We start from the raw sequence: 17,175 nt of genomic DNA, 5'->3' as shown, positions 1-17,175 counted from the left end.
CCACAGCGCATTGCGTCGTTGGAGAGTGGCGAAGAATACCCATTATGGAGCTGGTCAACCCACGAGGTAATGCTAACCTAACTCGGCAAAGTTAGGTCAGCGTTACCTTGGAGGATCGGTGTCATCGACGGAACAGCCCGTGCGGGTGGAGTATGTGACCGATCCGGCGGCAGCGATGGCGCGGCTGGCCGCGGCCGATCGATTCGGTGAGTACGTGATGTACGAGCAGCCGGGCGAGTGGGTGTTCGCGGCCGATCCGCTCGGCGGGGTGGAGCTCGACGCCGGGGAACTGCGCGTGCACTGGAACGGCGAGACCACCGCCCGCGCCTGGACCGGCAGTCCCGCCGAGGTCGTCGACGCCGCGCTGGCCGAACTCCCGCTCGACGGCCGCCATGCCTACGGCTGGATCGGTTTCGAGTTCTGCGCCTACACGCTGGCCGCCACCGCCTACCTCAACCAGCGCACCCCGCTGGTCAATCTCATGGTCCCGCGCATCGAGGTGCGCATCGACGCGGCGGGCGTGCGGATCAGCGGCGCCACCCCCACCGAGGCCTGCGATATCCACGATCTGATCGCCGAGTCGCAGGGCGCCGAGCTGCCCGAGGCGACCCCGGTCGACGTGCGCCTCGACCCCACCGGCTACCAGGAGCGGGTGGCCACCGCGGTCGCCGAGATCCGTTCCGGCGGGTATCAGAAGGTGATTCTGTCCCGCAAGGTCGACCTGCCGTTCGCGGTCGACGTGCCAGCCACCTACCGGCTCGGCCGCGCCAACAACACCCCCGCCCGCTCGTTCCTGCTGCGGCTGGGCGGGCTGGAGGCGGCCGGGTTCAGTCCGGAGCTGGTGGCCTCGGTGGACGAGGACCGCGTCGTCACCACCGAACCGCTGGCGGGCACCCGCGCCTTCGGCCTCGGCGCCGAAGCCGATGTGGCCGCGCGCGCGGACCTGCTGGCCGACCCGAAGGAGATCGTCGAGCACGCCATCTCGGTGCAGACCTCCTTCGCCGAGATCGCCGCGGTGTCGGTGCCCGGCACGCCCGCCGTCTCCGATTTCATGGCCGTGCGGGAGCGGGGCAGCGTCCAGCACCTGGCCTCCACCGTCCGCGGCACCCTGGCCCCCGGCCGCACCAGCTGGGACGCCCTCGCGGTCCTGTTCCCCTCGGTGACCGCCTCCGGCATCCCCAAGCAGGCGGGCGTCGACTCCGTCTTCCGCAACGACCACGACCCCCGCGGCCTCTACTCCGGCGCCGTCGTCCGGATCGCCCCCACCGGCGCCCTCGAGGCCACCCTGGTGCTGCGCGCCGTCTACCAGACCGGCGAGGGCGCCTGGCTGCGCGCGGGCGCGGGCGTCGTCGGCCAGTCCCGCCCCGAACGCGAATTCGAGGAGACCTGCGAAAAGCTCGGCAGCGTGGCCCCGTACGTGGTCAAGGCCTGAAACCACCCGGCGAGAACGGCGGCTCATCCTTCGCGGCGAGTCGCCGTTCGCCGTCGCTACCACCGGGGAAAGGTGACGTCGCCCGGCGAGGATCACGTCGGCGGTCGGCATGCTCGGCGGTCGCGCGGGTAGCGGGGCCGTCGTGGTGACCAAACCGGCGGGCGCCAATGAGTTCGCGGCGCGGGACTCGTCGTTACCGGTATGACGACACACAAGCTCGAAGTCCCCGGCGCGACGCTCACCTACGACGTCCACGGGCCGCTGCCGACCGCCGCCGGCCGGGCACCCCTGCTCATGATCGGCCTGCCGATGGAGGCAGGCGGGTTCACGGCGCTCGCCTCGTACTTCCCCGAGCGCACGGTGGTCACCTATGACCCGCGCGGGCTCGGCCGCAGCGTGCGCACCGACGGCCAGGTCGACAATGTGCCCGCCGTGCACGCCGAAGACGTCCACGCGGTCATCGAGGCTCTCGGCTCCGGCCCGGTCGACCTGTTCGCCAGCAGCGGCGGCGCCATCGTCGCCCTCGCCCTCGTCACCGCCCACCCCGACGACGTCACCACCCTGGTCGCCCACGAGCCCCCGCTCCTCACCGCCCTCCCGGATGCCGCGGCGGCCGAACGCGCGGCCGACGGCTACCGCGACGCCTACGCGGCCAAGGGTTTCGGTGCGGGCATGGCCACCTTCATCGCCATGACCTCCTGGCAGGGCGAATTCACCGACGACTACTTCGCCGCCCCCGCCCCCGACCCCGCGATGTTCGGCCTCCCCGCCGAAGACGACGGCGCCCGCGACCACCCACTGCTGTCGCGGCGTTTCCGTCCCGTCCTCGGCTACCGCCCCGACGTCCCCGCCCTGACCGCCGCCCCGACCCGCATCGTCCTCGGCTACGGCGAGGAGTCGACGGACACCGTCACCCACCGCACCACGGCGGCCGTCGCCGCCCGGCTCGGCCACCAGCCGGTCCTGTTCCCCAGCCACCACGGCGGCTTCACCGGCCCCGAATCCGGCTACCCCGGCCAACCCGAACCCTTCGCCCACACCCTCCGAACCCTCCTCGACGGAAACAACTGACCACCCACCTGTGATCGACCGCACGGTGGGTTCGACCGGAATCAGCGCACCGCCGCTCTAGGCTCCCGGTACAGGGAGGACCCGATCATGACCCACCGCACACGGACCGTCGTCGCCTCGGACGTCCAGATCGTTCTCAACTACTTCGGCAGATGCCCGATCTGTGACCACCCGGCCCATGCCCGCCACATCACCGCACGGTTCGACGACGGCGGCGTCGAGAGCCGGACGATCGCCGAGTGCGGCGGCTGGTGCGGATGGAAGGGGCCGGTGGACCCGACCCCGATGACCGGCGACACGGCGGTATTGACGCGGGGCCGGAACACGATCGCTTCGGCCACGTCACAGCCCGATGCGCGCCCTGGCGGTTCGCGGAGGACGGTGGCGCTTCCACCCGGTTGAGGCGTCGGGGCTACGACGTCGCGCGCAGGGCCTTCTTGTCGATCTTGCCGACGGCGGTGAGCGGGAGGGCGTCGGCCTGGCGGACCAGGTCGGGGAGTTTATAGGTGGCCAGGCCTCGGTCGGTGAGGAAGGACTTCAGGTCGACCAGGGTGGGGAGGTCGCCGGTGACGACCAGGACGACGCAGACCTTTTCGCCGAGGGTGGCGTCGGGGAGGCCGACGGCGGCGGCGTGGCGGACAGCGGGGTGGGCGAGCAGGTGCTCCTCGAGTTCGTCGCAGGAGATGTTCTCGCCGCCGCGGTTGATCACGTCCTTGATCCGGCCGCTGACCACCAGGTGGCCGCTGGGCAGCTGACGCACCAGATCGCCGCTGCGGTAGTAGCCGTCGGGGGTGAAGGCGCGGGCATTGTGTTCGGGCGCGCGGTAGTAGCCGCGCAGGGTGTAGGGGCCGCGGGTGAGCAGTTCGCCCTCCTCGCCGGGCGCCACGTCGTTGCCCTCGGCGTCGACCACGCGCAGTTCGTCGGCGGGGGAGAGCGGGCGGCCCTGGGTGGTGCACACCAGTTCGGTGGAATCGTCGAGGCGGGTGAAGTTGAGCAGCCCCTCGGCCATCCCGAACACCTGCTGCAAGGTGCACTTCAGCGCGGGCTCCACATCGCGGGCATTGACCTCGGCCAGCCGCGCGCCACCCACCTGGAGCAGGCGCAGCGAACTCAGATCGGCGTCCTCCCACTCCACCGCGGCGCTCCACAGCTGGGCCAGCGGCGGCACGACGGCGGTGACGCTCACCCGGTGCCGCTCGATCGCGGCGAAGGCGGATTCGGGGCTCGGGTCGAGGGTGAAGGCGATCGCCCCGCCGGTGGCCACCGTGCCCAGGATGCCGGGGCAGGCCAGCGGGAAGTTGTGGGCGGCGGGCAGCGTCGCGAGGTAGACGTCCTCGGCGCTCAGTCCGCAGACCTCGGCGCTGGCGGTCGCGTTGTAGACGTAATCGTCGTGGGTGCGCGCGATCAGCTTGGGCAGACCGGTGGTGCCACCGGACACCAGCATCACCGCGATCTCGGAAGGATCCACCTCGGGTAGCGAATCACCTTCGCGCGGAACCGAATCCAGCGCGGTGAAAGCACCGGGCTCCCCGGCGACGAGCACGTGCCGCAGACCCGGCACCGCCGCGCGCACGGTCTCGGCCAGCTCGCGGTAGTCGAAATCGCCGAGGCGATCGGGGATCAGGTAGGCCACCGCGCCGGACAGCGCCGTGAGGTGTTCGATCTCGGCGCGCCGGTGCGCGGGCAGGGTCAGCACGGGGACGATGCCCGCCCGCAGCAGCCCGAACAGCACGGTCGCGAACTCGGGGATGTTCGGCAGCTGCACGATCACCCGGTCGCCGGGCGCGATGCCGAGGGCGAGCAGGCCGTGCGCCATCCGGTCGGCGGCGGCGTCGAGCTCGGCGTAGGTCAGCGGGGTGTCGCCCAGGACGGCCGGGCGCGCGGGGTTCGCCGCGGCGGAGTCGCGCAGCAGGTCACCGAGAGTGCGGCCGGACCAGTAACCGGCGCCCCGGTACGCCTGGGCGGCCTCCGCCGGGAACGGGACATAGCCCTCACGGAGGTCTGCCGCGGCCGATGTCGACGTCATGTACTGCCCTCACTCGCGTCCGTCGTAGGTTAGGCAACCCTATCCCATAGAGGGTAGGGTGTCGCCGCTCAGGAGTCGATACCGTGAACTGCGCTCCGGCTCTTGCCGATTCGCGCTTTTGCCTGGTGTAACTAGAATTCCGCGGGTGAGCAAGTGGACTACCGCGAACATGCCCGACCAGACCGGCCGCACGATCATCGTCACCGGTGCCAACAGCGGGCTCGGTGCCGCCACCGCCCGGGCGCTGAGCGGAGCGGGGGCGCGGGTGATCCTGGCCTGCCGCGATGTCGCCAAGGCCGAGCAGGTCGCGGCGGGTCTGCCGGGGGAGACCGAGGTCCGCGCGCTCGACCTGGCCAACCTCGAATCCGTGCGCGCCTTCGCCGACTCGGTCGAGCGCGTCGATGTGCTCGTCAACAACGCCGGTGTGATGGCCCTGCCGCTGCGGCGCACCACCGACGGCTTCGAGATGCAGTTCGGCACCAACTACCTGGGCCACTTCGCGCTGACCAACCTGCTGCTGGACCGGATCACCGATCGCGTGGTGACGGTGTCGAGCAACGCCCACCGCATCGGCAAGATCAACCTCGACGACCCCAACTGGGAGCAGCGCCGCTACGACCGCTGGCTCGCCTACGGCCAGTCCAAGCTGGCCGACCTGATCTTCGCCTACGAACTGCAGCGCCGCCTCGCGGGCGAGGGCTCGGCCGTGGTCTCGGTCGCCGCGCACCCCGGCTACGCCGCGACCGAGCTCATGTCGCACACCGAGTCCATCCAGGACTGGTTCATGGCCCTGGGCAACCGCACGCTGGCCCAGAGCGCCGAGCAGGGCGCGCTGCCCACCCTCTTCGCCGCCACCGCCGATATCGAGCCGGGCGCCTTCTACGGTCCCGACGGGCTGTTCGAACTGCGTGGGTATCCGAAGCGGGTCACCAGCTCGGCCGCCTCACGCGATCAGCGGCTCGCCGGGGCGTTGTGGGAGCTGTCGGAGAAACTCTGCGGCCTGCTGTGACCGGGCTCACCCGCGCCGATGTCACACGGCGCGGGGCCGCGTCGTCGTCTCTGTGAACCCACGCCGAACGACGAAGGAGCCATCATGGAACCGCGCTTCGATCTCTACGCCAACAAGGTCACCGCCAGCTTCGCCAAGCGAATGGTCATGGCGGGCAAGGTGATCGACGAGTCGCCGCTGCCCAAGGCGACCTACGAGCTGGTGAAGATCCGCGCCTCGCAGATCAACGGCTGCAGCTTCTGCGTCGACATGCACACCAAGGACGCCGCCCACGCCGGCGAGACCTCGGTGCGGCTGCACCTGGTCGCCGCCTGGCACGAGGCCGACGTGTTCACCGAGGCCGAGCGGGCCGCGCTGGCGCTGACCGAGGAGGCCACCCGCGTCGCCGACGGCGGCAAGGTCACCGACGACACCTGGCAGCAGGTCCGCAAGCACTACGACGACGATCAGATCGCGGCCCTCATCGCCGCGATCGCCATGATCAACGCCTGGAACCGCCTCAATGCCATCGCCCACACCCCGGCGGGTCACTACGTGCCCGGCCAGCTGGGCTGAGTCTCGATCCCGTGCTCGGCCGCCCCTCGCCCGGCCGAGCGCGGGACAGTGCTGGTCGCGGGCCCGAACCGTGGTGGCGCCGAGCTCAGGAGGGCGGCGGTGCGGGTGTGATCGTCCACACTTCCGGCGACTGTGTCCGGGACCGCGCCGATTCGCCGGTGGTACAGTCCCTGACATGCAGCGCGCATATTTCTGGTTTAGCGACCCGGCCCTGGGTGGGCCGGTCTGCGACCCTGCGCGCTGACTTCCTCCACCCGAGCCGGACACCTGACCGGCTCGACGGGTAGCGAACTCCGTGGGTCGGCCTTCCAACGAAAAGGACCCACATGACCACCGCAGCCGATATCGATTCGCGGCATTCCGATCTCGACGACCAGCGCACTCTGAGCGTGAGCCCCCTGCGCTCCCCCGCCGAAGTGCGCCTGGTCAACCCGCTCACCGACGCGCTCGCCGACACCGTCCGCAAGGGCCGCAAGGCCACCGTCGATGTGCTCAACGGCGACGACGACCGCCTCATGGTGATCGTCGGCCCGTGCTCGGTGCACGACCCGGCCGCCGCCCTGGACTACGCCCGCAAGCTGGCCGCCAAGGCCGAGGAGCTCGGCGACCGGCTGCACGTGGTGATGCGCGTCTACTTCGAGAAGCCGCGCACCACGCTGGGCTGGAAGGGCCTGATCAACGACCCGCACCTGGATGGCTCGTTCGACGTCAACACCGGCCTCGGCATCGGCCGCAAGGTGCTCGTCGACATCACCGCCCTCGGCCTGCCGGTCGCCTGCGAGTTCCTCGACCCGATCACCCCGCAGTACATCGCCGACCTGGTCTCCTACGGCGCGATCGGTGCCCGCACCGCCGCCAGCCAGGTGCACCGGCAGCTGTCCTCGGCGCTGTCCATGCCGGTCGGCATCAAGAACGGCACCGACGGTGACGTGCAGGTCGCGGTCGACGGTGTGCGCGCCGCCGCCGCCAGCCACGTCTTCCCCGGCACCGACCTCGACGGCCGCTCCGCGCTCATCCGCACCTCGGGCAACCCCGACTGCCACGTCATCCTGCGCGGCGGCAGCAACGGCACCAACTACGACGCCGCCTCGGTCGCCGAGGCCAAGCTGCGGCTGGAGAAGTCCTCGCTGGCCCAGCGCGTGGTGGTCGACGCCAGCCACGGCAACTCCAACAAGGACCACAACCGCCAGGTCGACGTCGTCACCGACATCGCCGACCGCCTCGCCGCGGGCGAGCAGGGCGTGGTCGGCGTGATGCTGGAATCCTTCCTCGTCGCAGGCCGCCAGGACCTGACCCTCGGCAAGTCGGCCGACCTCACCTACGGCCAGTCCATCACCGACGCCTGCCTCGACTGGACCACCACCGCCACCCAGCTCGACCGCCTCGCCGCCGCGATCGAAACCCGCCGCGGCGCCTGACCCACCACCCTGTGGCCCCGAAGAACTCCGGGGCCACAGTGCTGTGTGCAATACTTTTAGAATAATTCACCATTAGATACGAAGTATTGCATCGGCTCGGACTGGAGTGTCTCGTTATGCCAAGGCAGCGGATCGGTCTACATCCAGCGGCGGACGACGCGGTGCAGGTGCTGGGCCAGCAAGTACGGCAGGCGCGGATCGTCAAAGGATGGACCGCGGCACAGCTTGCCTCGGCCGCGGGGGTATCTGCGCGCACCGTCAGTTCGATCGAGACCGGGTCGCCGGCCGTGTCGATCGGGAACGTCCTGAATGTTGCGGTGATCGCCGGTGTCGCCCTGTACGGGGTCACCGACCAGGCCGAGTTGACTCGCATGCGGCTCCGCGGCGAGGAACGCCTCGCGCTGCTTCCTGTACGAGTCCGCGCTGCCGGAACGAAGGGCGACGATGATGGCCTCGACTTCTGAGTACGTGTATGTCTGGACCTGGCTTGCCACCGCGGTGGAACCCATCCCTGCCGGCAGGCTGCGCCGACGTCCCGATGGGTTGTGGTTCGAATACGGTCGGCGATACCTGGAGCGACCGGACGCGGTGAGCTTGTCGCCGACGCTGCCCCTCGACGTTGTGGCCTACCCGCCGACTGAGGATCTGGCGATGCCGGGGGCGCTGCGCGACGGTGCGCCCGACGCCTGGGGTCGACGAGTCCTGCTCAACGCGCTCACCGGTGAGCGGGGGTATCAGGCGGACGTCACCCGACTGGATGAACAAACCTATCTGCTTCGATCGGGATCGAACCGATTCGGCGCGAACGATTTTCAGTCCAGCCCTGCCCAATACGCCGCGCGGGACGACACGGCATCGCTCGACGATCTGCATCGTGCCGCGCGAATCGTAGAAGACGGAGAGTGGCTGCCACCTGCCTTGGCCGAAGCTCTCGTCGATGGAACAACGATGGGCGGTGCTCGACCGAAAGCGCTCATCAAGAGTGAATCGCGCGAGTATCTGGCGAAGTTCTCGACATCATCGGACCCTTTCCCGGTAGTACCCGCTGAAGCCGCCGCTCTCGCGCTGGCGCGTCGCGTCGGAATCACTGTGCCCGAGTTCGAGGTCGTGTCGTCACTGGGGAGACGAGTCCTGCTGGTCGAACGGTTCGATCGACCGGGCGGAGGTAGGCGTTCCCGCGTTGTGTCGGGCTTGACGCTGTCCGGCCTGGGCGAGATGACCGCGCGGTACGGCACCTACCCGATGCTGCTCGCGAGCTTGCGCGAACACGGCACCGACGCGGGCGAGGAGCTGTTCACGCGCATCGCGTTCAATATGGCGATCTCGAATACAGATGATCATCTGAGGAACCACGCGGCATTCTGGGACGGCCGCATGTTGGCGCTGACACCGGCCTACGATCTTTCGCCCATCCCCCGCAGTGGCGAGACGGCCTACCAGGCCCTTGCGTACGGTCCGGATGGCGAGCGAGAAAGCCAGCTGGCGGGTTTGCTCGAATGCGCACACATTTACGGGCTCACCCGAGCGCGTGCCGTCGGGATCGTGAACCGGATGATCGACATCATCCGGGATGGGTGGGCGGGCGCCGCCGATGAGGCGCGGCTCACCAATGCTGAACGGGCCGCGTTGTGGGGACGCCAGTTCCTCAATCCCGGCACGCTTCATGGCTTGGCGTGATTCGAGTACTTTCGGATCCGGTTCGGCCCGTTCAGAACATGCCGGGGGCGGATGGGTCGGGTGGGGGACGGGTTGGACGACGTCCCAGTGTTCGACGATGAGGCCGTTGTCGAGGCGCCAGATGTCCACTACGGCAAGGCTGTTCGATGTGCCGGGTGGGGTCATTCGGTAGTGCAGGACGACCAGGTCGTCTTCGGCGATCGCGCGTTCGAGGCTCAGCTGGGCGCCTGCCACGGGGCGGTGCGGATGAAGTCGAGGAAAGCGTCTCGGCCGCTGGGGTTTCCGGGGCTGTGTTCGAGGAAGTCCTCGTGCAGGAGGGTGCGCAGGACCTCGATGTCGCCCGCGGCGAAGCGGTGGAAGGCGTCGACCACGCGGTGCTTGTCGGATGTCATGGGGTGACTGTCGCCCAGGTGGGGTGGGTGCGTCGATTACCCGGTAGGTAGTGGCCGTCGCGGGCGGTCCGGCGCAGACTCAGGGGGTGCTGCTCGCCCACGAACCGTATCCCGCGCTCGCCGTGGACCGGCGCTGGAATCTGGTGCTGGCCAACAGCGCGGTCGAGGTATTCCTGGACGGCGCCGCTCCCGAACTGACCCGTCCGCCGATCAACATGATGCGGCTCGGCCTGCACCCGGACGGTCTCGCACCCCGCCTGCGCAACCTCGACCAGGTCCGCTCCTACCTGCTACCCCGGCTCGCCCACCAGGCCGCACGCAGCGGAGATCCCCACCTGCACGCGCTGTACGAGGAACTGATCACGTACGGCCCCGAACCCGAGCCGGGACCACCCGATCCGACGGAGGCCGCCCTGTCCCTGCGCCTCACCTTCCGGGGCACCGACCTGTGCTTCGTCAACACTGTCACCACCCTCGGCGCCGCCTTCGACACGGCGCTGGATGAGATCGCGATCGAGGCCTATCTCCCCGCCGACCTGGAGACGAGGCGGTTCTTCCGCGCAACGGGATCGCCCAGCGTTGGTGTCGAGGACCCCGACGGTGCCTCCTCGCTGATCCGACGGCGAACTCGAGTGCCGCGTCCCGCGGCGGGCACCGGCCTGGGCGGTGCGTGGGCTGGTCGAGGGCGGGGCCGGGGAGGCGGGCAGGCAGACTGGTGAGCGATGAAACTGCCTGAACTGCCTGAACTGCCGGTGCGGTCGGCGCTGGACGAGATCGTCGAGACGCTGACCGGGCGGGGTGTCGCGGTGCTGGTCGCGCCGCCGGGTACCGGCAAGACGACCTTGGTTCCGTTGGCCTTGGCGGCCGCGACCGAGGGAAAGGTGGTGGTCGCCGAACCACGGCGGCTGGCCGCGCGGGCGGCGGCGGCACGGATGGCGGCGCTGCTCGGGGAGCGGGTGGGGGAGACCGTCGGGTACGCGGTGCGCGGAGATCGGAAGGTCGGGGCCCGGACGCGGATCGAGGTGGTGACCTCGGGGTTGCTGGTCCGGCGATTGCAACAGGACCCGGAGCTGCCCGGGGTGGGCACGGTGGTCCTCGACGAATGCCACGAGCGGCATCTCGACGCCGATCTGCTGCTGGCATTGCTCCTCGACGCACGCTCCGGGCTAAGGCCGGATCTGCGGGTCCTCGCCACGTCGGCGACGGTCGCGGCGGGGCGCCTCGCGGCGCTCCTCGGCCCCGGGGAGTCAGCTGTGTCGGCGGACGATCCGGATACCGCGTCGGCGGACTCAGGGTCAGATGCTCGGTCGGCGAGCTCGGCTTCAGATGCTTCGCCGTCGAGCTCGGCCGCAGATGCTTCGTTGGCGTGCTCGGCCTCGGACGCTTTGTCGGCGCGCTCGGCGTCGGATGCCTTGTTGTCGGGCCAGGCCTCGGACACATTGTCGGCCCGCTCGGCGTCGGATGCTTTGTCGTCGGGCCAGGTCTCGGATGCTTCGTCCGGGCGCTCGAACCCAGACGCTTCGTCGGTGCGTGCGGCGTCGAATCCTCGGTCGGCCTACTCGGCTCCTGTGCTCGAGGTGCGGGGGCGGGCGTATCCCGTGGAGGTCGAGTATGTGCCCGCGCTGGCGCGGGAACGGGTTGAAGCGCAGGTGGGGAGGGCTGTTCGGGCTGCGCTGGAGGCTACCGAGGGGGATGTGCTGGTGTTTCTGCCCGGGGTCGGGGAGATCAATCGGACGGCGGGGCTGTTGCGGGATCTGCGGGGTGTCGATGTGGTGCCGCTGCACGGGCGGCTCGGGAGTTCGGTGCAGGACACCGTATTGCGGGCGGGGGTGCGGCGGCGGGTGGTCTTGTCGACTGCGGTCGCGGAATCCAGTCTGACTGTGCCCGGGGTGCGGGCCGTGGTGGACTCAGGTCTGTCGCGGGTGCCGCGGATCGATCATCGGCGCGGGCTGTCCGGCCTTGCGACCGTGCGGGTTTCGGCCGCGGTCGCCGAGCAGCGGGCGGGTCGTGCGGGGCGTGAGGCACCCGGTCGGGCCTGGCGGTGCTGGCCCGAGTATGAGCATCAGACCCTGCCCGCCTACCCCGAACCGGAGATCCGGACCGCCGAACTCGCCCGTCTCGCACTGGAATTGGCCTGCTGGGGAACTCCTGACGGCTCCGGTCTGGCCTGGTGGGACGCGCCTCCCGAAGGCGGGCTGGCCGCCGGTCGCTCCGTCCTGCATGCCCTGGGCGCCCTCGATGAATCCGGTCGCGTCACCGAGCGCGGTCGCGCCATGTCGGCCCTCGGCCTGCACCCGCGCCTGGCCCGCGCCCTGCTCGACGGCGCCACCCACGTCGGGCCCCGCGCCGCCGCCGAAATGGTCGTCCTCATGGATGACGACTCCCTCGCCCGCACCCCCGACGCGGCCGCCGCCCTCCGCGCTCTGCGCACCGAATGCCCACCGCGCTGGGTCAAGGAGGTCCAACGCCTGGTCCGACTGCTGGCCGCGCAGGGTGGGGCGGTCGATGATCCCCCGCACAGCCCGGACGAAGCGGGCGATGCCACCCAGGTGTCCGGGTCGGCGGGAGCGGTGAACGAGGTCGCGGCGGTGATGATCGCGTTGGCGCAGCCGGAGCGGTTGGCTAGGCGACGGGCGGGTGGGGCCTCGTATCTGATGGCTGGGGGAACCGCGGTGACGTTGTCGCCGGGCTCCGGGTTGGCCGACGCGGAGTGGTTGGCGGTGGCGGTGGCCGATCGGGATCCGGGGCGGGCCGAGGGGCGAATTCGGTTGGCGGCCATCGCGGATGAGGGGCTGGCCAGGGCGGCGGCGCCGGGGCTGGTGACCGAGGCCGAGGAGGTGCGGTGGGAGTCCGGGGCGGTGGTCGCGCGGCGGGTGGAACGGCTCGGGGCGATCGTGCTGTCGGAAAAGCCTCTGCGCGAACCGGATCCAGCGCTGCTGGAGCGAGCGGTGCGCGAGGGGCTGCGCACGGAGGGGCTGGCGCTGCTGCGCTGGGACGACGATGCCCGCGGCCTGCGCGAACGCCTCGCCTTCCTGCATCGCACCCTCGGCGATCCCTGGCCCGCCGTCGACGACGACACCCTGCTCGCCGACCTCGACCACTGGCTCGCCCCGGACCTCACCACCGTCCGCCGCCGCGCCGATCTCGCCCGCGTCGACGCGGGCACCGCCCTGCGCCGCCTGCTGCCCTGGCCCGCCGCCGCCCGCCTCGACGAGCTCGCCCCGGAACGCCTCGAGGTCCCCTCGGGCAGCCGGATCCGGCTCGACTACAGCGCCGACCAGCCGGTGCTGGCGGTGAAGGTCCAGGAGATCTTCGGCTGGACCGCCTCACCCACCCTCGCCGACGGCCGCGCAGGCATCCTGCTGCACCTGCTCTCCCCGGCCCAGCGCCCCGTCGCCGTCACCGCCGACCTCCCGTCCTTCTGGCGCACCGGCTGGCCCCAGGTCCGCGCCGACCTGCGCGGCCGCTACCCCAAACACGCCTGGCCCGAAGACCCCACCACCGTCATCCCGCACCGCGGCACCGCCCGCCGCACGCGCGAGACCTAGCGAGGCAATCGGCTCAGTATGTTGCGTGGGCGGCGAGGAGGTCGCCCGAGGTGACGAGGGTCGGGGTGAAGCCCGCTGCGGTGAGGCGGTCGGTGAGCTGGGTGGGGGTGGGTTTGGCGCTGGTGGGTGGGTCGGTGGGGGCGCCGTAGCCGTAGCAGAGCCAGAGGCTGCCGGTGGGGGCGAGGCAGTGGCGGATCAGGGTCCATTCGGCGCGGGCGGGGCCGGTCCAGAAGGTGTTGACGTTGCACGCGATGATCCGGTCGAAGGCGGCGGTGGGGTGGTCGAGTTCGGCGAGCAGGCGTTCGGGTGGGGTCGTGCCGATGACTCCGTCGACGATCCTGACCCGGCCCGCCGCGATCTGTTCGGCGCAGCGGGCGCGGGCCCGGGTGGTAGCGGTGGTGGAGCGGTCCAGGCCGACGACACGGCCGGTGCGCAGGCGGGTGGCCAGGTGGGTCAGCGAGGCGCCGGGGCCGGGGCCCAGTTCCAGGACCTGGTGCTCGGGCCGGAGGTCCATGAGGTCGGCGAGCCAGTCGAAGCGCGCGTCGTCCACCATCAGCAGCCCCGCATCGCGACTTCGGCCATCCCTCCATGGTGGCACGGGCCGGTCGGAAACGCGCGTGGCCTGCTCCGTAGGATCGGCCGCGATGGTTTCCCCACTTCTCGCCGACCTGTTCGAATCGCATCGAGCGCATCTGCTTTCGGTCGCCTACCGGCTCACCGGAAGCGCGGGCGACGCCGAGGACGCGGTGCAGGAGAGCTGGCTGCGGATGGCGGGGGTGCACCAGTCCGAGATCGATGATCTGCGCGCCTGGCTCACCTCGGAGGTCGCGCGGATCTGCCTCGATCATCTGCGCGCCGCGGTGGTGCGGCGGAAAAACTATGTGGGGCAATGGCTTCCGGAGCCGATTGTCACCGGGAGCGGACCGGGTCCGCTGGATCACGTGGTGCGGGATCCGGAGTGCCGGATGGCCGCCATGGTCGCGCTCGAGGCGCTGACCCCGCCGCAGCGGGTCGCGCTGATACTGCACGACGGGCTCGGGCTGCCGTTCGCGGAGATCGCCGGGATTCTCGACAGCGCGCCGGACTCGGCCGAGCAGGCGGCGGCGGAAGCGCGCACGGCCGTGGCCGGGGCACCGGAAGCGGTGGTCGACGACGTGCACGACCTGGTGGTCCAGCGTTTTCTCGCCGCGCTGACCACCGGCGATGCCGCGGTGGTCGCGGCCACCCTGCATCCGGAGGCGAGTTTCACCGGCGACGCGGGCGGCACCGTCGAGACGGCGCTGGAGGTCGTCGCGGGCGCGGACACGATCGCCCGCCTGGCGCTGGGACTGTGGCGCAGGCACCTCGCCGAACAGGCGCTGGAACTGGGATCGGCCACCGTGAACGGGCAGGCGGGGCTGGTACTCACCGATCCGAACTCACCGTTCGGGCGACCGGTGCGAGTACTCGGGTTCACGGTGCGCGAGGAAAAGATCTGGGCTGCTTACGATTTCGCCAATGTGGCGAAGCTGTCGGGCGCGCGGCTGCGCTGAGGCCAGCATCGGACCGGACCCGCGCGATCCGGTCCGATGCCGAAACCCGGCTTACGGGTAGGTGGAGCCCCAGTTGTGGTTACCGGTCGACGAGCCGAGGTTGAAATCGCCCGTCGAAGAACCCATGTTGTTGTCCGGGGTCGCCGAACCGGTGAAGTAGTCGACGATCGGGTTGGCGATCAGATGATCGTGGATGAACTGCAGTGCCGACCCGGCGACCTCCGACGCCGCCGGGTGCGCGATGAAGTCGAGCAGAGGTGAGGCCATACGGAGCCCCTTTCGATATGCCACCACGACGTGGTGTGTGAGGTAGAACACGGCGAGGCTAGCTGAGGTTGGGTCACCGCACAATAGCGCAGGTCAAAGGTGAAAAACGTTTGTGAAACATAGGTGTTCGCTATCGTTCGGCAACGCTGAGGAAAAGTGGGATACGCTGCGGAGATGCCGCCGGAAACTCCCACTGTCGCCCGCCTGCGCCCGTTCGGATCGACCATCTTCGCGGAGATGACCGAGCTGGCCGTCCGCCACGACGCGGTGAATCTGGGCCAGGGTTTCCCGGACACCGACGGGCCCGCTGGCATGCTCGAGGTGGCGCGGACGGCGATCGCCGACGGGCTCAACCAGTACCCGCCGGGGCGCGGGATGCCGGTGCTGCGCCAGGCCGTCGCCGACGATCGCGCCCGCCGCTACGGCACCACCTACGACCCGGCGAGCGAGGTGCTGGTGACGGTCGGGGCCACCGAGGCGATCAGCGCCGCGGTGCTCGGACTGGTGGAGCCGGGGCAGGAGGTGGTCCTCATCGAGCCCTACTACGACTCCTACGCCGCCTCGGTCGCGCTGGCCGGTGCGCAACGGCGCACCGCGCGGCTGGTCCCCGACGGCGACCGTTTCGTGCTCGACCGCGACAGCCTGCGCGCCGCCATCACCCCGAAAACCCGCATGGTGGTGGTGAATTCGCCACACAATCCGACCGGATCGGTGCTGGATCGCGCCGACCTGACGGCCATCGCGGAACTCGCCCGCGAGCACGATCTGCTGGTACTGGCCGACGAGGTCTACGAGCATCTCGTCTACGACGGGGTGGAACACGTGAGCATCTCCACCCTGCCCGGAATGCGCGAGCGCACCGTCGTGGTGTCCAGTGCGGCAAAGACTTTCAATGTGACCGGCTGGAAGATCGGCTGGGTGTGCGCGCCCGCGCCGCTGCTCGACGGCGTGCTCGCGGCCAAGCAGTTCCTCACCTTCGTGGGCGGTGGGCCGTTCCAGCCCGCCGTCGCGCACGCGCTGAATGCCGAACAGGACTGGGTGCGTGCCCTGCGCGACGGGCTCGCCGACAAGCGGCTGCGTCTCTCGGCGGCCCTGCGCGACACCGGTTTCGGTGTGCACGCGAGCTCCGGCGGCTACTTCGTGTGCGCCGACATCCGCCCCCTCGGCGCCACCGACGGACTCGCGTTCTGCCGCGACCTCCCGGCCCGCCTCGGCGTCGCCGCGGTGCCGGTGAGCGTATTCGCCGACCACGCCGAGGACTGGAAACACCTGGTGCGCTTCACCTTCAGCAAGCGCGACGAGACCATCGACGAAGGCGTGCGCCGGTTGCGCGCGGGGATCGCGGTGCGCTGAGCGATCGTCCGCGGTGCGGTGCGGTGCGGTGCGTGTGTCGGGGTGGGGTCAGTCGCGGGCATGGCGGGCCAACGGGGCGTGCCATTGATAGTGGCGGGCCAACAGGCGGAAGCCGATGGCGCCCGCGGCGGCGAGCAGGCCGGTCCAGGCGTGGTAGAGGTCGAAGTGGAGCAGGGCGGCGGTGGTGGCGGCGCCGAAGAGGGCGGGGATGGCGTAGAGGTCCTGGTCCGGGCGCAGGACGCTGGGGACTTCGCCGCTGAGTACGTCGCGCAGGACGCCGCCGCCGATGGCGGTGGTCATGCCGAGCAGGGCGGCGGTCGGGGCGCCGACGCCCGCCGAGTCGGCGATCACCGTGCCCGTCACGCAGAACAGGCCGAGGCCGATGGCGTCGGCGATTTCCAGTGGGCCCTTGGTGAGGCGCGGGGAGGGCGCGATGAAGAACAGGATCAGTGCGGTGACCAGGGCCGCGCACAGGTAGGTCAGGTCGGTGAACGCGGCGGGCGGGGTGCGGCCGATGAGCAGGTCGCGCACGATGCCGCCGCCGAGCGCGGTCGCGATGGCGAGCACCGCGATTCCGAAGAGGTCGAGGCGCTTGCGCACGGCCACCAGCGCGCCTGATGCCGCGAACGAGATCACGCCCATCAGCTCACCGCCGCGGTGCACCGCCGTCACCGCCGAATCCAGCTCGGTCACCGACGGCCCGGCCAGCACCGCCGCCACCAGCACACCACTCACCGCTCACTCCTTCACACCGGCTACCGAGCAGACTGACACGCCCACCACGCCATCCCACCCCCCACCCTCACCCTGGGCGCGTCGCCACCGGAGCGAGCCAGTCGGCAGCCGACTCGCGGAAGTGCCGCTTCATCAGCTTTGTGATGCGTGTTCGGCACCC

Annotated in this window: 17 protein-coding genes and 1 pseudogene; 12 read left to right on the top strand and 6 right to left on the bottom strand. The window is 70.4% G+C overall.

The window, feature by feature from the left end; all coding sequences use genetic code 11:
• Positions 1–175 precede the first annotated feature (175 nt).
• The 3 genes from WA675_RS21010 to WA675_RS21000 all read left to right on the top strand — a co-directional run bounded on the left by WA675_RS21010 (position 176) and on the right by WA675_RS21000 (position 2,905).
• A complete protein-coding gene (locus WA675_RS21010) occupies positions 176–1,432 on the top strand; it encodes a salicylate synthase (RefSeq protein WP_442945691.1) in 1,257 nt (418 codons plus the stop codon).
• A 201-nt stretch (positions 1,433–1,633) separates the two neighbouring features.
• Positions 1,634–2,503 carry an alpha/beta fold hydrolase gene (locus tag WA675_RS21005; RefSeq protein ID WP_336086403.1) on the top strand — a complete coding sequence of 290 codons (870 nt, stop codon included), beginning with the start codon at positions 1,634–1,636 and terminating at the stop codon, positions 2,501–2,503.
• Between the two features lie 87 nt (positions 2,504–2,590).
• On the top strand, positions 2,591–2,905 hold the full coding sequence (locus WA675_RS21000) for a hypothetical protein (RefSeq protein ID WP_336086402.1): 315 nt from the start codon (positions 2,591–2,593) through the stop codon (positions 2,903–2,905).
• Between the two features lie 10 nt (positions 2,906–2,915).
• Here the strand turns inward: WA675_RS21000 and WA675_RS20995 are convergent, their stop codons facing one another.
• Entirely contained in the window at positions 2,916–4,529 is a 1,614-nt protein-coding gene (locus WA675_RS20995; protein ID WP_336086401.1) for a (2,3-dihydroxybenzoyl)adenylate synthase, read from the bottom strand.
• Between the two features lie 145 nt (positions 4,530–4,674).
• On the opposite strand from WA675_RS20995, the gene WA675_RS20990 reads away from it, so the two are divergent.
• From WA675_RS20990 to WA675_RS20970, 5 genes are all read left to right on the top strand, one after another.
• The gene (locus WA675_RS20990; protein ID WP_336086400.1) at positions 4,675–5,538 is read left to right on the top strand and encodes an oxidoreductase; all 864 of its coding nucleotides are present in this window, start codon (positions 4,675–4,677) and stop codon (positions 5,536–5,538) included.
• An 84-nt stretch (positions 5,539–5,622) separates the two neighbouring features.
• Positions 5,623–6,093: a carboxymuconolactone decarboxylase family protein gene (locus tag WA675_RS20985; protein WP_336086399.1), complete on the top strand. Its 471-nt coding sequence runs from the start codon at positions 5,623–5,625 to the stop codon at positions 6,091–6,093.
• A 326-nt stretch (positions 6,094–6,419) separates the two neighbouring features.
• Positions 6,420–7,511 (top strand): 3-deoxy-7-phosphoheptulonate synthase, encoded by a 1,092-nt coding sequence (locus WA675_RS20980; RefSeq protein WP_336086398.1) that lies wholly within the window; start codon positions 6,420–6,422, stop codon positions 7,509–7,511.
• A gap of 161 nt (positions 7,512–7,672) precedes the next feature.
• Entirely contained in the window at positions 7,673–7,975 is a 303-nt protein-coding gene (locus WA675_RS20975; protein WP_336086397.1) for a helix-turn-helix transcriptional regulator, read from the top strand.
• Positions 7,956–9,188, top strand: coding sequence for a type II toxin-antitoxin system HipA family toxin (locus tag WA675_RS20970; protein ID WP_336086396.1), 1,233 nt, complete (start codon positions 7,956–7,958; stop codon positions 9,186–9,188). Before WA675_RS20975 ends, WA675_RS20970 begins: the two co-directional genes overlap by 20 nt.
• 147 nt (positions 9,189–9,335) lie before the next feature.
• Here WA675_RS20970 and WA675_RS27435 read toward each other — a convergent pair.
• Both WA675_RS27435 and WA675_RS20965 read right to left on the bottom strand, forming a co-directional pair.
• Positions 9,336–9,422, bottom strand: a pseudogene (locus tag WA675_RS27435) (hypothetical protein); the annotation flags it as partial.
• Positions 9,404–9,580, bottom strand: a complete 177-nt coding sequence (locus tag WA675_RS20965; RefSeq protein WP_336086395.1) for a nuclear transport factor 2 family protein — start codon at positions 9,578–9,580, stop codon at positions 9,404–9,406. The pseudogene WA675_RS27435 and the gene WA675_RS20965, both read right to left, overlap by 19 nt.
• 50 nt (positions 9,581–9,630) lie before the next feature.
• On the opposite strand from WA675_RS20965, the gene WA675_RS20960 reads away from it, so the two are divergent.
• Both WA675_RS20960 and hrpB read left to right on the top strand, forming a co-directional pair.
• Positions 9,631–10,299 (top strand): MmyB family transcriptional regulator, encoded by a 669-nt coding sequence (locus WA675_RS20960; RefSeq protein ID WP_336086394.1) that lies wholly within the window; start codon positions 9,631–9,633, stop codon positions 10,297–10,299.
• Between the two features lie 3 nt (positions 10,300–10,302).
• Positions 10,303–13,128, top strand: coding sequence for an ATP-dependent helicase HrpB (hrpB, locus tag WA675_RS20955; RefSeq protein WP_336086393.1), 2,826 nt, complete (start codon positions 10,303–10,305; stop codon positions 13,126–13,128).
• Between the two features lie 13 nt (positions 13,129–13,141).
• Here hrpB and WA675_RS20950 read toward each other — a convergent pair whose 3' ends face one another.
• On the bottom strand, positions 13,142–13,681 hold the full coding sequence (locus tag WA675_RS20950) for a class I SAM-dependent methyltransferase (RefSeq protein WP_336086392.1): 540 nt from the start codon (positions 13,679–13,681) through the stop codon (positions 13,142–13,144).
• 91 nt (positions 13,682–13,772) lie between these two features.
• Between WA675_RS20950 and sigJ the strand changes: the two genes are divergently transcribed.
• Entirely contained in the window at positions 13,773–14,660 is an 888-nt protein-coding gene (gene sigJ, locus WA675_RS20945) for an RNA polymerase sigma factor SigJ (RefSeq protein WP_336086391.1), read from the top strand.
• A gap of 51 nt (positions 14,661–14,711) precedes the next feature.
• Here sigJ and WA675_RS20940 read toward each other — a convergent pair whose 3' ends face one another.
• Entirely contained in the window at positions 14,712–14,927 is a 216-nt protein-coding gene (locus WA675_RS20940) for a hypothetical protein (protein WP_336086390.1), read from the bottom strand.
• A gap of 174 nt (positions 14,928–15,101) precedes the next feature.
• Here WA675_RS20940 and WA675_RS20935 point away from each other — a divergent pair, with 174 nt between their 5' ends.
• Positions 15,102–16,280, top strand: a complete 1,179-nt coding sequence (locus WA675_RS20935; RefSeq protein WP_336086389.1) for a pyridoxal phosphate-dependent aminotransferase — start codon at positions 15,102–15,104, stop codon at positions 16,278–16,280.
• Between the two features lie 48 nt (positions 16,281–16,328).
• Here WA675_RS20935 and WA675_RS20930 read toward each other — a convergent pair whose 3' ends face one another.
• On the bottom strand, positions 16,329–16,922 hold the full coding sequence (locus WA675_RS20930) for a trimeric intracellular cation channel family protein (protein ID WP_442945690.1): 594 nt from the start codon (positions 16,920–16,922) through the stop codon (positions 16,329–16,331).
• Between the last annotated feature and the right edge of the window lie 253 nt (positions 16,923–17,175).

The sequence above is a fragment of the Nocardia sp. SSK8 genome (assembly GCF_037034205.1).
In the GTDB taxonomy this organism is placed as follows: domain Bacteria; phylum Actinomycetota; class Actinomycetes; order Mycobacteriales; family Mycobacteriaceae; genus Nocardia.
This window is presented reverse-complemented; position numbering and strand designations above follow the sequence as displayed.

What these genes read in the sequence shown, in the direction of transcription:
- WA675_RS20950 (WP_336086392.1), bottom strand. Translation starts at nt 13,681, where the DNA reads ATGGTGGACGACGCGCGCTTCGACTGGCTCGCCGACCTCATGGACCTC.
- sigJ (WP_336086391.1), top strand. Translation starts at nt 13,773, where the DNA reads ATGGTTTCCCCACTTCTCGCCGACCTGTTCGAATCGCATCGAGCGCAT.
- WA675_RS20965 (WP_336086395.1), bottom strand. Translation starts at nt 9,580, where the DNA reads ATGACATCCGACAAGCACCGCGTGGTCGACGCCTTCCACCGCTTCGCC.
- WA675_RS21010 (WP_442945691.1), top strand. Translation starts at nt 176, where the DNA reads ATGGCGCGGCTGGCCGCGGCCGATCGATTCGGTGAGTACGTGATGTAC.
- WA675_RS20930 (WP_442945690.1), bottom strand. Translation starts at nt 16,922, where the DNA reads ATGGGCGTGATCTCGTTCGCGGCATCAGGCGCGCTGGTGGCCGTGCGC.
- WA675_RS20995 (WP_336086401.1), bottom strand. Translation starts at nt 4,529, where the DNA reads ATGACGTCGACATCGGCCGCGGCAGACCTCCGTGAGGGCTATGTCCCG.
- WA675_RS20940 (WP_336086390.1), bottom strand. Translation starts at nt 14,927, where the DNA reads ATGGCCTCACCTCTGCTCGACTTCATCGCGCACCCGGCGGCGTCGGAG.
- WA675_RS20935 (WP_336086389.1), top strand. Translation starts at nt 15,102, where the DNA reads ATGCCGCCGGAAACTCCCACTGTCGCCCGCCTGCGCCCGTTCGGATCG.
- WA675_RS20970 (WP_336086396.1), top strand. Translation starts at nt 7,956, where the DNA reads ATGATGGCCTCGACTTCTGAGTACGTGTATGTCTGGACCTGGCTTGCC.
- WA675_RS20985 (WP_336086399.1), top strand. Translation starts at nt 5,623, where the DNA reads ATGGAACCGCGCTTCGATCTCTACGCCAACAAGGTCACCGCCAGCTTC.
- WA675_RS20980 (WP_336086398.1), top strand. Translation starts at nt 6,420, where the DNA reads ATGACCACCGCAGCCGATATCGATTCGCGGCATTCCGATCTCGACGAC.
- hrpB (WP_336086393.1), top strand. Translation starts at nt 10,303, where the DNA reads ATGAAACTGCCTGAACTGCCTGAACTGCCGGTGCGGTCGGCGCTGGAC.
- WA675_RS21000 (WP_336086402.1), top strand. Translation starts at nt 2,591, where the DNA reads ATGACCCACCGCACACGGACCGTCGTCGCCTCGGACGTCCAGATCGTT.
- WA675_RS21005 (WP_336086403.1), top strand. Translation starts at nt 1,634, where the DNA reads ATGACGACACACAAGCTCGAAGTCCCCGGCGCGACGCTCACCTACGAC.